Genomic DNA, 13,854 nt, shown 5'->3' with positions numbered 1-13,854 from the left:
CATGGCAAAACGCTTAGAAAATAACTTCCAGTTTTTAGATGTACCAAGATTTGATCCAACCAAAAAAGACATTGCAACGCGTTCAACAGAGTTCGTTGAGATTTATAAGCCTTTCGAAAACGAAGCGGTTGCTCAGCAAGCGCATCGCTGCCTGGAGTGTGGTAACCCGTACTGCGAGTGGAAATGTCCAGTACACAACTACATCCCTAACTGGCTAAAACTAGCCACAGAAGGCCAGATATTTCAGGCAGCTGAATTGTGCCACCGTACCAATACCTTGCCTGAAGTGTGCGGACGAGTTTGCCCACAAGATCGTCTGTGTGAAGGCGCTTGTACGTTAAATGATGGCTTTGGTGCCGTGACTATCGGTAATGTAGAAAAATACATTAACGATACTGCGTTTGCACTTGGCTGGCGTCCAGATATGTCTGAAGTCGTTTGGACAGATAAAAAAGTCGCTATCATTGGCGCAGGACCAGCAGGTTTAGGTTGTGCGGATATCTTGGTCAGAAATGGTGTCAAACCAGTCGTCTTTGATAAGCGCCCTGAAATTGGTGGCTTACTGACATTCGGTATCCCTGAGTTCAAAATGGAAAAAGACGTCATGCGCAATCGCCGCGTGATCTTTGAAGACATGGGTATCGAATTCCGTTTAGAGACAGAGATTGGTACAGACGTCACCATTGATGAGCTATTGGCTGAGTATGACGCAGTGTTTATGGGTATGGGTACATACACCTATATGCGTGGCGGCTTCGCTGGTGAAGAGCTGACAGGAGTCTATGATGCACTAGATTACCTGATTGCCAACGTGAACCGTTGCAATGACTGGGAAAAAGACGCTGAAGAGTACATCGACTTTAAAGGCAAAAAAGTGGTAGTACTCGGCGGCGGCGATACTGCAATGGACTGTAACCGTACCAGTATCCGTCAAGGCGCCGAAAAAGTAGTTTGTGCTTATCGCCGTGATGAAGAAAATATGCCGGGTTCACGCCGCGAAGTGGTCAATGCTCGTGAGGAAGGGGTTGAGTTCTTATTTAACCGTCAGCCAACCGAAATCATCGGCTTAAACGGTAAAGTTAACGGCGTAAAAGTCGTTACTACTCAGCTAGGTGCACCAGACAACCGTGGCCGTCAACGTCCTGAGCCAATCCCTAATTCTGAAGAAATCATCCCATGTGATGCAGTCATCATGGCCTTTGGTTTTAGACCAAGTCCTGCTGATTGGTTTGAATCTCAGCAAGTGGCGATGGACAGCTCTGGTCGCGTACTAGCAGCCGAAAAGCAAACCTTCAAATTCCAGACCCAAAATCCTAAAATCTTCGCTGGTGGCGATATGGTGCGCGGTTCTGACTTGGTTGTTACAGCGATTTGGGAAGGCCGTGAAGCTGCGGAAGGTATTCTAGACTATCTAGAAGTGTAATACGCTAGCGTAATAGACTATTATTCATTAACAGTGACGCAGTTTTCAATGAGTCGTTTGATAAGTCATTTTATGAACAATCTTCAATAGCGTAGATGTCAATATAGTGTGCTAGGATATTTTTTATAACGCCTTTTACCTGTGAATAATGGGTAAAAGGCGTTATTTTTTGCCCGTCATTTTGCTGATAGAATATCCATTTATACTTACCCTTAGTTATTGAGATATTTTAATAATACTTTACTAAAATATCTCACTTAAATATTCCAACCAAAAAGAGTAGCCTTGCGTGAAACCCACCCTTTATCAGCGTATCACTGCTCCATTTGTCGAACCCTATGTTCGCTACCAACATGCAGATATCCTACATGCCACCCGACTAGGTACGGCTGTGATATTGGCCCTATTGGTAAATAAAATCACCAATCTTCCGCACGGTGAATGGACGACCATTACCGTATTTATCATTCTAGGGTTATTGCAATACCAAGGCGCTATTTATACCAAGGCTAAAGAGCGCGTAATCGGTACTTTATTGGGTATTGGTACTGCGCTTGGGGTGTTATGGTTTAATCAGAACGCAGGCGCATGGTTGTGGGTGGACTATGCGCTCATTGGTCTGCTCAGCGGCATCATTGGCTATTTAGCCGTCAGACAGCTTGGGTATACAGGGCTGCTAACGGGCATCACTATGTTGATGATTGTCTCTGATTTAGGCAATAATAGCATTGGTCAAGATGGCATCTACCGTGCCTTAAATATCTTACTGGGGACAGGCATTTCGGTAGCAGTGACGCTAATTTTGCCGCTCAAATCAACGTTGATGTGGCGGTTCTTATTGAGTAGTAACCTTGACGCTTGTAGTAGTCTCTACGCTGGCGTAGGTCATCATATTGACGCAACGGATGGAGTAGTGGACGACTCTGTTCAAAAGTTAAACCCAGTAGCCCTTCCTGTTAAGGAAGTACCCGTTGATAGAGCGTTGGTCACAGCGTTACAACAGATCAATAAACGCCTGCTGGCTGTGCGACCCCATATCGCGGCGACAGCCAGTGAGTCAGGTATTGAAAAGGAAACGCTAGAGACGATTCAACGTACCCACCGTAATATTATCGGGACGATTGATTTATTGTTAAGTGCGGCTCCGCGCTTGGCGAATATTGAGATTGATGAAGAAAACCATGTTTTATTGGTACATTATCAGCACGAACTAACCCAAGCGATGCAGCATATGGCAGCGGTGTTACGTAGTCCAAGCGATGAAGTATTTCGACCCATTACTCGTATTGCTGTCTCGGAGTATCCAAGCGTACAGCACCTAGCATTTGAGTGGCAGGGCTATTTCTGGTTGACACAAACCTTGCAGACTCAGTTGCAGCAGCTGAGTGATTTACTGCAAACATCGAAGCCGCATTGGTTTGCTGCATCCGGTCTGGGCTATCAACGCCGCGAGCAGCGCCGAATGAAAGAGCAGGGCGGCGAGACGGATTTACATTTATAGCGCAAAAAAACGCTGACCATTTAGGATCAGCGTTTTTATTTTTCAAAGACTACTTTATTCTAAAATGCTAAATTAAAACTATTAACGACCAGTCTTTAGTTTGTCCCAATACTGCTGATACACTTGCAACGCCTCATCGCCCACATCTTCTTGGAACTCAGCTTTCGCTAATACTTCTTTAGAAGGATAAATCGTTGGATTGTTTTGGACGCTCTCATCCATCAGCTCACGCGCTGCTATGTTTGGTGATGCGTAGCCAATCTCTTCGCTGACAATTTTTGCATTTTCAGGACGCAATAAGTAATCAATAAATTTATGTGCTGCATCAACTTGCTTGGCGTTTTTTGGAATGACAAAGTTGTCCATCCATAAGATAGCGCCTTCGGTTGGATACTTATAAACCAAGCTAGTCAAACCTTCGTCATTGGCCATGACTGCTTCACCATTCCATGTCATACCAAGCGCAGTCTCACCTTCGATATATGGCATACGTGTCGCATCAGAGTTAAAAGTTTTGACGTTTGACATCAACGTGGTGAGCTTATCGTAAGCGGCTTCGATTTCGTCAGGATTGCTACTATTGCCTGAGTAGCCAAGGGTCAGCAGTGCCATACCAAATACTTCACGCACGTCGTTAGTCAGCATCACTTGACCTTTATACTTAGGATCCCATAGGTCATTCCAGCTATTGACAGTTTTCGGATCGACACTGTCACCATTGATGGCTAGACCGGTGCTGCCCCACATATAAGGGATAGAGTATTTGTTATCAGGATCGACTTTGGTATTGGTAAATGAGGTATCAAGGTTCTTGAAATTGCTCAATTTAGATTTGTCTAGCTCTTGCAACAGCCCTTCTTTCGCCATCTTTTCGACATAATAAGTCGATGGAATGGCTAAGTCATACTGACTAGAATCATCCAATAGTTTGAGCTTGGCATACATCGCTTCGTTAGAGTCAAATGTGGTGTAATTAACTGAGATGCCAGTTTCTTCTTCAAAACCATCTAAAATCTCTTGCGGCATATATTCTGACCAGTTGTAAAGGTTCAGCGTCTCATTGCTCGCCGCAGCACTGCCATCCGCTGCATTGTCAGAGTTGCTACAGCTGGCAAGCACCAAGCCGACAGCCGCTGCTAATAATGCTTTTGGTACTATGCGACCGATACTAGCCGAGGTGTGAGTAGATGGATGGGACGATGATAAATGGGTCAAAATATCTCTCCTAAATAAAGATAATGCAAATCAGAAAAATTCAATAAAAAAGCCAAAAAGATAAAAGTCTAACATGGCCAATAAAACCATTATGGTCATTAGTTTATATAATTTAAAGGGTTGTTATTAGGGCAATGCTTAATAATACTAATAAAAATAGCCAGTTGGGCTAATGAGATGAGTAGCAAAACTAACTGAATGACAGCTAATTTTTAGTAGAATTACTAGCGAGCTGCTAACGTCGAATCGAAAAAATATAGTATATAACCATGCTATGATTGGCGCAGGCCGAAGTATGACGAACATCATCTAAGCAGACATAAGCTTTTGGCTCTAAGACACCAACCATACCATAATAATAAAGGATGCAGCACAATGACCGAAAGTACCTCAACTCAACACGCTTTCAATAAAAGCCACTCAGTTATACCAGCATTGCTCACAGATAAAGTTGCCATAGTCACCGGAGCCAGTCGTGGGCTTGGTGCACAGATTGCACAGCAAATGGCAGCAGCAGGCGCTGACGCAAGTAGCTTAACCACTGAAGAGGTATTCGACTATATCGCAACTACAACACCGCTGCGCCAAGCGACTTCGGTAGCGGATTTTGCCAATTCAGTATTGCTCATGGCATCTGATTTGAGCATGGCTATTACTGGACAATCTATCGCTGTCGATGGTGGCTTGACGATGCCTTAATTGAGGTCTTAATGTTCAATTGGGTATATAGAAAGGACAAAGTGAATACTCGTCAAGGTGTTTGAGTGGTAATCGTTACTTTGATCATAGTTGTTTTTATATAATTGTCCGCTGGGTTTATGGGTTGGTAGCAGGTAAGTCTTAGGTGCCAAAATGCTAGTGTACATTGCTCATAATTTTATAGTCGATGATGTGGTCTTAATGCTTGTTTAATTTCTATATATTACTTATTAGCGATAGATTGGACGTATTTCGATCTATCGTTTTTTTATTCTTGCTAATCCATTTTTAAACGCTTGTGATTTGTTTGTTGCACATAGTTACAAACTTTTTGTTTGGTAATACAAAAATGTTTGTTTCTAATTCCCAACTATGTTTCAATCTCATTCTTTTATCAATTTTTTCATATACCTTAAGTACATCCACTGTGCTTAAATTTTGATTGGAGTAATGGGCTATGCAAGGAAGTAATTCGCCAAATGGCAGTCCGCCACACGATAATTTTGATGCAGCAGAACAAAACTCTCGTATGCAGCGATTTTTAAAAGGGGTTGAATGGCTCGGTAATCTATTGCCACACCCTGTGATTTTATTCGTATGGATGTCAGTATTTTTACTAGTGTTGTCATCCGTATTGTCTTACTTTGGTGTATCGGTAATTGATCCACGACCAGAAGGTGCTAAAGGGCGTAGCGTCGATGGTATGATCGAAGTTGTCAACCTGTTAAACGGTGAAGGTTTAGCACGTATTGTTGAAAACTTAGTGACTAATTTTACGGGCTTTGTACCACTCGGGACGGTGCTAGTCGCTCTGCTCGGTGTCGGCATCGCTGAGCGTTCTGGCATGATATCCGCTGCACTACGCGGACTGGTACTGAATGCACCAAAGAAGATGGTGACCTTTACCATTGTGTTCGCAGGTATTATGTCGAATACAGCCGCTGAGCTTGGCTATGTAGTGTTGATACCGCTTGCAGCAGTCATCTTTCACTCACTTGGTCGACATCCTTTGGCTGGTATTGCAGCAGCATTTGCTGGTGTGTCTGGTGGTTATAGTGCCAACTTATTACTCGGCACGGTTGATCCTCTGTTATCAGGGATTACCCAAGAAGCGGCACGCATCATCGATCCAGCTTATACCGTTGGAGCAGAAGCGAACTGGTATTTTATGGTGGTCAGCACTTTTTTGATTAGTGGCTTGGGTTATTTTGTGACCGAAAAAATCGTTGAGCCAAGTTTGGGTAAGTATAACCCGACTGATGCTGATGATCCTTCGGTGCTAGATACCAAAGCTGAGCACGTGTCTGCGATTGAGAAAAAAGGCCTTATGTGGGCAGGTATTAGCATGTTGATATTTTGCTTATTACTTGCTTGGACGGTAGTGCCAGCAGATGGTATCTTACGTAATACTGAGACAGGCCTAATATCAGGCTCACCATTTTTAAAAGGGATTGTCGTTTTTATCTTTGTTTTCTTTGCCATACCAGGTTACATCTACGGCAAAATTACTGGTAGCATGAAAAACAATCAAGATGTCGTTGATGCGATGAGTCATGCGATGAGTTCGCTCAGTATTTATATCGTCTTGGTGTTCTTTGCCGCACAGTTCACCGCATTCTTCAACTGGTCAAACCTTGGCTCTGTGATGGCTGTATCTGGTGCGACCTTCCTAAATGATATCGGTTTGACCGGACCATTCTTGTTGGTTGGTTTTATCTTGATATGTGCGGTAGTTAATTTGATGCTCGGCTCGGCATCTGCGCAATGGGCAGTGACAGCACCGATATTTGTGCCAATGCTGATGCTAACGGGTTATGCGCCCGAGATGATACAGGCAGCGTATCGTATTGGTGATTCGACCACCAATATTATTACGCCCATGATGAGCTATTTTGGCTTAATTATGGCGGTTGCGATTCGCTATAAGAAAAACACGGGTGTCGGTACACTGATGGCAATGATGTTGCCTTATTCTATTGCATTCTTAGTTGGTTGGATTATTCTATTCTGCATTTGGGTGTTTGTACTTGGTTTGCCAGTTGGTCCAGGTTCAGAGACGTTTTACCCAGCACAATAATTAGATAATTATAGAAAATATACTGACAATAAAAAGCCCTTACTAGTGACCTAGTAAGGGCTTTTCCAATAAACATTAATGGCTTTATGTGCATGAACAGTCTTACGACTTCATTGCTAACTGATTAAGCACGGTTTGAATACCATACTCTTCAATCGTCCCAGTGACAAAGTCAGCGCGTTCTATTAAAGCTGGCTGCGCATCTCCCATGGCTACAGCAAATCCAACCAAGTCGAACATTTCTAAGTCATTCATACCATCACCAAATGCCATACACTCGCTTGCATCTACCGCATAGTACTCGCATACATCTTTGATGCCGCGAGCTTTTGATGCCTCTGCTGGCAATATATCAGCACCAATCTCATGCCAATGTACCAGCTTTAAATCATACTGGTCAAAGTCGATGTCCTGCATCTTTTCTTGCTGATTATTAAAAAATACCGAGCATTGATAGACGGTATTTGTTTTGTAGTACTCAGGGTCAAGGGTCGAATTGGGCGTGACCGCATTGAACTCGCGTAAACGTTCATTTTCACCTGACCAAGCGATATGAGTGGCAGAGTCAAACTTATGAATCAAATCACTCTGCTGGCATAGGCGTACGATTTTATCTGTCTGTTCAGCAGTTAATGGGTAGTGGCTGATTCGGCCGCTTTTATCAAAACTATATTGTCCATTCATACAAATAATGGCGTCCAATATATCTGCATCAAGCAACGCTAAAATGTCTTCAGGCAATATAGCTTTAGAACGGCCAGTCGAAATCACTAGTTTAATATCGGTATCTGCAAGCTGCTCAAGCGTCGCTTTATTGTGTTCAGCGATAATGCCGTTACGGCTTAAGGTATCATCGATGTCAAAAAAGATGATTTTGGGGGTCGAGATTTTAGTAGTCATACTTTCTTTGGCAATCTTATCTTCGATAAACATGATGATCCTATTATTTTTAGTCGTGTAGATACAATGATTCAGATACTACTACAACATACCCAATCAGATAAATACCTATCGAGTAACCTATGACGCTGCAAGCATGCTTATTAATTCAGTATCCGCATAATTGTCTGTAAGTTTGTTAATTGCTTGTCCAGAGGAGTAACAAAAATGCTAAACGATATGATTAACTTAACCGTGTTTATTTATTATAAAGTTATATTCAATTATCAAAAATAAGCTACGAAATAAGATGGACTAACATTGTTGATGCAGCAGCTACCTAAAGGAACAAGTATGAAGTTTTTCACCTTAAAATCGATTACAGCCTTGGCAATCTTGGCTTTATCTGCCAATGCTCTTGCAATGGATATTGAATTTAATGATGCTGCTTGGGATGGCAAAAAAATACCTGAGGGACAGCAATGTCTAAATTATAATGGCAAAAGTCCAGCCACGCCTAGCATGACTGTTTCAAACATTCCGGCAGGCGCGGAAAGCTTGGTATTCGTCTATAACGATGTAAGCAACAAACGTATGCAGCATGGTGGGCATGGTATCGTGGAGTTCGCACTACCAGAGGGTGCTACGAGTGCAGAAGTGCCACGAGTATTTGGTCATACTTACGAAATGCCAGTCGGTATTGAGATGGTCGCAGAATACCGTAACCGTAAAGGCGAGGCGGGCGGTGCATATAAGCCGCCTTGCTCTGGTGGCAAAAACCATCTGTATACGGTAGATGTACAAGCATGGCAAGGTGATTCGGTACTTGCTGAGACAACAGTTGAAATGGGTCGGTATTGATACGTTAGCTATTCAGTTAATATGCAACAATTAGTATGCAACAAAGTCGTCTATACAAAACTGTTTATACATAGTGTAGACGGCTTTTTATTGAAGGTAAGTTGTGTTTTATATACCTATAAATACGCTAACTTAATAAACATGACAGACTCTGATTGATATTTATAATATTTAGCCTATAAGTAAACATGACTTAGTCGTATAAGTGCGTTGAGGCAGGGCTATAGGAGAATATAGATTAGGCTTGTTAACTATTGGAATAATGCCAAGATACTGAACGTGACAACTTTGTAGTATAATTTTACTACTATGGATATCGGCATGCTATATCATTGAAACTTCTATGTTATAAATCTAAAAAAATCATAGCAAATGATAAAAAACGTTATTAATTATACTTTATCTTAAAGTATACCTTGATTTGAATGAATTTTTTATAAATAAGGTTTCTTATGAACATAACGACAAGCCAACCTTCAGAAGATAGAAAAAGGCATGGCGAACATATTCTTATCCACATGACATATATCGCCAAAAATGTCGATCTAAATTCTGGGATTGAGCTGACTCGCGCACTTGAGTACTGGCGCAGATATTTTGAAGAAAACGATATTGTTTCAGCTTTAGTCATTAGTGAAGGTTATTTCGTTCAAAGTTTTCAAGGAACAAGACCTGCTATCAATACTGCCTTGGAAAAGATACTTGACGAGCATTCCACTATTGTCCCTAATATTGTGAATATAGAGGAAATAGAATCGCGCCAATGGAATGGGTTTTTAGTTAAACATCTAACCTCAAGCGTTGAAGATGAAGAGCATGCTCTAAAGAACTTCTCAGCAGGCTCTGACTACAATCCTTATTTGATGAAAAGCTCTCAGATTGAAAGCTTCTTGAAGGCGGTTTTTGAAAATGCTGAATCTAATTAATTTTAAATGAGTGGCATTTAGTTTTTAAGCATTTACCCCTTAGAATAGGTAATAGCAACTTGTCCTATCTAGAATAGAAAAGCCGTCCATACGTTTGTATAGGCGGCTTTTTGTTGAAAGCAAGTTAGCAGTAGCGGTAAAGGATGTTTTCTTAGCAATTGGACAGAATATTGGCGGATGTTCATAAGTGACTATTCATACCTGACTCTTGTAGGATTTAACTACTAAAAATGACCTAGTGATACCTGTTTTTGCCATGTTATTTTAAGCTATGGATGATAAGAAGCTGGTCAATTCTCAAGAGTTTTATTGATTATACTTTATGATAAAGTGTATATTAATTTATATACCTATTATATAAATGGATTTTCTTATGTATATAACGACCAACCAAACACCTGACGGAAAGTGTCGAAGATGAGGAGTATGCCTTAAAAAGTTTCTCAGCAGGTTTTGACTTCAATCCTTACCTAATGAAAAGTACTCAGATTGAAAATTTTCTGACAGCGATATTTGAAGGTGCTGAATCCGATAGGTTTTAGATGAGTAGCATTTACATATCATAAGAGTCATCTATTTTAATTGGCACAAAAAAGCCGTCTATAAAGTATTTTTTGATTTAGATAATTTTTTATAAATAAGGTTTCTTGTGCATATCACTACCAGCCAACCTTTAGAAAATAGAAAAAGACATGGTGAGCATATTACTCTCAGCCTAACGTATATTGGCAGAAATAGTGACAGTAATAATGGGATAGGGTTGGCTCGTCTGCTTGAGCAATGGCGAAGGAATAATGAAAAAATTGGTGTAACCTCAGCGCTTGTCGTGAATGACAATTACTTTATTCAAAATATTGAAGGTCCAAGACCTCTTATCAATGAAATACTAGTAAAATTGATCAATGAGTACTCTTACCTAGTACCCCACCTCAGTGAGATTGAGGAAATAGAAGAACGTAGGTGGGATGGGTTTTTAATAAAATATTTAACATCAAGTGCAGAAGACGAAGCATATACCCTAAAAAGCGTTTCAGCTGGTGCTGACTTTAATCCGTATCTAATGAAAAGCACTCAGATTACAAGCTTCCTGAAAACGATCTTTAAGGATAGCGAATCTAATAAGTCTTAAATAATTTCTATATTCTGATTAGCGTAGAAAAGCCGCCTATACATTGTGTATGGGCGGCTTTTTAATGAAAGTAAGTTGTGTTGACGTAGTGAAGAGGTAAAGTTCTTGTTGTTGCTCGCAACCTTCAACCGTGAGAACAACTTAGTCAATGTTATCTAATCAACCCTACATGGTAAAAGCCCAGCCTACGGTTGCTAATCTCGATGCTCCCATACAACAGCAACTTTAGTACCTAGTATGTTTTCTAATTCTTGTAATATTTTTGGGCGAATAGATATGGTTTCATTAATATCGCTTTCAAATTCTTCGTTGTCATTGTCATCTAATTGCCAAAATCTATTGGTTGCTACAAAATCTCCAGCGGTCATAATAAATGGGCTAGTAATAACAACATTTGAATGGGTTAGTTCTAAATTTTCAACTGCGTCAAAATAGGGTTCATGTTCACACTCAATAATATTTTCGTCAAAAAGCGAAAACGCTTTTTCTTTTTGTTCGTCGCTTATTACATGGTCTCGTTCTCTAACATAAATGTAAACATGTTGCTCACTCACAATATACTCCCAAAAAGTTAAATAAATTTATTTTAGTTACTTGAAACTTAATTAATTTCAATTCGATTTTAAATATACTGATTATGTCAAAAATTTAACTAATCTACAATAATATATTTTAGAAAATATAAGCATGGATAGGTTAGCTATATGGTGCTCCCAACACACTAAAATAATAATAATCTCTAAAAATGGTGCACGGGGCGCACCATACGTCAACTAGGCTATTAATCGAGCTTACTCAAGCTAAAATCACCCAACTTCAACACTCGTCACATTCTGAAAGCCTCTTGGCAACTGACCACCACGATTACCGCGAACACCCGTATAGTTAGCCAAATCATTTGGCTTGAGTGTCACATGGCGTTTGCCAGCAGTGATAACAAGGCTGTCTTGCTGACTAAGTGGTGTGATAGCGAGTACCTCTTCACCGTCTTTCAACTTAATAAGTTTGTTCCCTTTACCGCGAGCTTGTTCAGGCAAATCATCGAGGGCAAATATCAGTAGATACCCTGCATTGGTTGCAACGGCAACATGATCAGGTGTCACGCGTATATTGCTATTTTCACCTTCGGCATTGGCGGCCGTCTCTACTGGTACGTCGATACGTGCAACAGGGAGCAAGCGACTATCAGTTGCTAGGTTAATAACGTTTTTACCAGCTTTTTGGTTGCTATCGAGATTACCAATGGTATTGATAAAACCATAACCTGCTGAGCTGGCAAGGATAATGCGTTGCTCGTTATCACCCGTTAATAGCTGCTCAAAGCTAGCGCCTGCTGGCGGCTTTAACACACTGGTTAGCGGATCACCTTGACCACGCGCAGACGCTAAATTATGCGCATCGATACTGTAACTGCGTCCAGTGCTGTCGAGCACGTAGATTCGCTCGTTAGATTTGCCGCGCACGTGCGCTTGATAGCTGTCACCTGAGCGGTAACTCATACCAGCAGCATCGACATCATGGCCCTTGGCGGCACGAATCCAACCTGCCTTTGATAAGATGGCAGTGACCGGCTCACTCGGTACGAGATCTGACTCTTTTAATGCATGTGCTTCTTCGCGTTCTGCTAATGGCGACACACGCTCATTGCCATGTTCTTTCATATCGGCGGTAAGCTCATCGATCATCAGATTGGTTAGATTGTCTGGATTGTCTAAGTACTCTTGAATGGTGGCACGTTCGGCAGCGAGTTCATCTTGCTCGCGGCGCAGCTCAATCTCTTCTAATTTTGCCAACTGACGCAAACGAATATCTAAGATAGCATTGGCTTGAATGTCAGTCAGGTCATAATCCTGCATCAAGGTTGCTTTTGGATCGTCCTCTTCACGAATGATACGAATCACTTCATCAATATTCAGATAAGCAATCAGCAAGCCCGCCAAGATATGCAAGCGTTTATCGATTTTATCGAGGCGATATTGCAAACGGCGCGTGACCACCGAGCGGCGACAGATTAACCATTCTTCCAAGACTTCCTTTAGGTTTTTCACCTGCGGCTTACCATTTAAGCCAATCATATTCATATTGACGCGGTAATTGCTTTCCAGGTCAGTACTAGCAAATAGGTGACTCATGACACGATCGACATCGACTCGCGTTGAGCGCAACTCAAGGACGATACGGCAGGCATTTTCGTGATCTGATTCATCATGAATATCCGTCACCCAAGGCAGCTTTTTATCGGTCATAAGCTTGGCAATTTGCTCTTGAATTTTGTTGCCTGAAACTTGGTAAGGAAGTGCATCAATGATGACGAGATTCTTTTCTTTAGAGTCAACATGAAAGGTGGCGCGCATCTTATAACTGCCGCGTCCAGTCTCGTACATCGCTTGCAAATCTTTTTTACTAGTGATGATTTCCGCTGGCGTTGGCAGATCAGGTGCTGGTATCGATTGGGTAAGCTGCTTGATCGACAGCTCTGGGTTTTTGAGCAAACGAATGGCCGCGCGTACCACTTCATTGAGATTATGCGGTGGAATATCAGTTGCCATACCAACCGCGATACCTGTCGTACCGTTTAATAAGATGTTAGGTAAGCGGGCAGGTAAGGTCGTTGGTTCTTGCATCGTACCATCAAAGTTATCTTGCCAGTCGACTGTACCTTGACCCAATTCTGCTAGCAACGTATTGGCATAAGCCGACATTTTAGCTTCGGTATAACGCATCGCCGCAAAGGATTTTGGATCATCTGGGCTACCCCAGTTACCTTGACCAGTGATAAGCGGATAGCGATAACTGAACGGCTGTGCCATCAGTACCATGGCTTCATAACAAGCGCTGTCACCATGCGGATGGTATTTACCCAATACGTCACCGACCGTACGCGCGGATTTCTTGGCCTTAGCAGATGACTTTAGCCCAAGCTCGCTCATGGCATAGACGATGCGACGCTGGACAGGTTTTAGACCGTCAGCGATATTTGGCAACGCCCGATCCATGATGACGTACATGGCATAGTTGAGGTAGGCCTGCTCAGTGAACTCTGCGACTGAACGAGTATCCATCGGCTCATTGGAAATAATTGGGGCGATCGTATGATCAATAACATCAGACATAAAATAGGATTCACTTATCAGTTTTAATAGG

At 41.8% G+C, this 13,854-nt stretch carries 11 protein-coding genes; 7 read left to right on the top strand and 4 right to left on the bottom strand.

Annotation, left to right across the window (positions count from 1 at the left end; translation table 11 throughout):
* The first annotated feature begins 1 nt into the window (after nucleotide 1).
* Complete coding sequence (locus tag QL898_RS04610) at nucleotides 2-1,423, top strand: glutamate synthase subunit beta (protein ID WP_290175963.1); 1,422 nt, start codon at nucleotides 2-4, stop codon at nucleotides 1,421-1,423.
* Between the two features lie 289 nt (nucleotides 1,424-1,712).
* On the top strand, nucleotides 1,713-2,924 hold the full coding sequence (locus QL898_RS04605) for an FUSC family protein (protein ID WP_290175962.1): 1,212 nt from the start codon (nucleotides 1,713-1,715) through the stop codon (nucleotides 2,922-2,924).
* An 81-nt stretch (nucleotides 2,925-3,005) separates the two neighbouring features.
* On the opposite strand, the gene QL898_RS04600 is transcribed toward QL898_RS04605, so the two are convergent.
* Nucleotides 3,006-4,139 carry an extracellular solute-binding protein gene (locus QL898_RS04600; RefSeq protein WP_290175961.1) on the bottom strand — a complete coding sequence of 378 codons (1,134 nt, stop codon included), beginning with the start codon at nucleotides 4,137-4,139 and terminating at the stop codon, nucleotides 3,006-3,008.
* A 375-nt stretch (nucleotides 4,140-4,514) separates the two neighbouring features.
* Between QL898_RS04600 and QL898_RS04595 the strand changes: the two genes are divergently transcribed.
* Both QL898_RS04595 and QL898_RS04590 read left to right on the top strand, forming a co-directional pair.
* Complete coding sequence (locus tag QL898_RS04595) at nucleotides 4,515-4,838, top strand: SDR family oxidoreductase (protein ID WP_290175960.1); 324 nt, start codon at nucleotides 4,515-4,517, stop codon at nucleotides 4,836-4,838.
* A gap of 457 nt (nucleotides 4,839-5,295) precedes the next feature.
* Entirely contained in the window at nucleotides 5,296-6,915 is a 1,620-nt protein-coding gene (locus QL898_RS04590; RefSeq protein WP_290175959.1) for an AbgT family transporter, read from the top strand.
* Between the two features lie 102 nt (nucleotides 6,916-7,017).
* Here the strand turns inward: QL898_RS04590 and QL898_RS04585 are convergent, their stop codons facing one another.
* Nucleotides 7,018-7,848 carry a Cof-type HAD-IIB family hydrolase gene (locus tag QL898_RS04585; protein ID WP_290175958.1) on the bottom strand — a complete coding sequence of 277 codons (831 nt, stop codon included), beginning with the start codon at nucleotides 7,846-7,848 and terminating at the stop codon, nucleotides 7,018-7,020.
* 300 nt (nucleotides 7,849-8,148) lie between these two features.
* On the opposite strand from QL898_RS04585, the gene QL898_RS04580 reads away from it, so the two are divergent.
* From QL898_RS04580 to QL898_RS04570, 3 genes are all read left to right on the top strand, one after another.
* Nucleotides 8,149-8,655, top strand: coding sequence for a hypothetical protein (locus QL898_RS04580; RefSeq protein ID WP_290175957.1), 507 nt, complete (start codon nucleotides 8,149-8,151; stop codon nucleotides 8,653-8,655).
* Between the two features lie 452 nt (nucleotides 8,656-9,107).
* On the top strand, nucleotides 9,108-9,581 hold the full coding sequence (locus QL898_RS04575) for a BLUF domain-containing protein (protein ID WP_290175956.1): 474 nt from the start codon (nucleotides 9,108-9,110) through the stop codon (nucleotides 9,579-9,581).
* Between the two features lie 649 nt (nucleotides 9,582-10,230).
* Complete coding sequence (locus QL898_RS04570; protein WP_290175955.1) at nucleotides 10,231-10,710, top strand: BLUF domain-containing protein; 480 nt, start codon at nucleotides 10,231-10,233, stop codon at nucleotides 10,708-10,710.
* A gap of 194 nt (nucleotides 10,711-10,904) precedes the next feature.
* On the opposite strand, the gene QL898_RS04565 is transcribed toward QL898_RS04570, so the two are convergent.
* Both QL898_RS04565 and parC read right to left on the bottom strand, forming a co-directional pair.
* Nucleotides 10,905-11,264, bottom strand: coding sequence for a hypothetical protein (locus QL898_RS04565; protein WP_165597893.1), 360 nt, complete (start codon nucleotides 11,262-11,264; stop codon nucleotides 10,905-10,907).
* A 252-nt stretch (nucleotides 11,265-11,516) separates the two neighbouring features.
* Nucleotides 11,517-13,823, bottom strand: a complete 2,307-nt coding sequence (gene parC / locus QL898_RS04560; protein ID WP_290175954.1) for a DNA topoisomerase IV subunit A — start codon at nucleotides 13,821-13,823, stop codon at nucleotides 11,517-11,519.
* Between the last annotated feature and the right edge of the window lie 31 nt (nucleotides 13,824-13,854).

Source organism: Psychrobacter sp. APC 3279 (genome assembly GCF_030407795.1).
Lineage (GTDB): Bacteria > Pseudomonadota > Gammaproteobacteria > Pseudomonadales > Moraxellaceae > Psychrobacter.
This window is presented reverse-complemented; position numbering and strand designations above follow the sequence as displayed.

What these genes read in the sequence shown, in the direction of transcription:
- QL898_RS04580 (WP_290175957.1), top strand. Translation starts at nt 8,149, where the DNA reads ATGAAGTTTTTCACCTTAAAATCGATTACAGCCTTGGCAATCTTGGCT.
- QL898_RS04575 (WP_290175956.1), top strand. Translation starts at nt 9,108, where the DNA reads ATGAACATAACGACAAGCCAACCTTCAGAAGATAGAAAAAGGCATGGC.
- QL898_RS04610 (WP_290175963.1), top strand. Translation starts at nt 2, where the DNA reads ATGGCAAAACGCTTAGAAAATAACTTCCAGTTTTTAGATGTACCAAGA.
- QL898_RS04595 (WP_290175960.1), top strand. Translation starts at nt 4,515, where the DNA reads ATGACCGAAAGTACCTCAACTCAACACGCTTTCAATAAAAGCCACTCA.
- QL898_RS04590 (WP_290175959.1), top strand. Translation starts at nt 5,296, where the DNA reads ATGCAAGGAAGTAATTCGCCAAATGGCAGTCCGCCACACGATAATTTT.
- parC (WP_290175954.1), bottom strand. Translation starts at nt 13,823, where the DNA reads ATGTCTGATGTTATTGATCATACGATCGCCCCAATTATTTCCAATGAG.
- QL898_RS04585 (WP_290175958.1), bottom strand. Translation starts at nt 7,848, where the DNA reads ATGTTTATCGAAGATAAGATTGCCAAAGAAAGTATGACTACTAAAATC.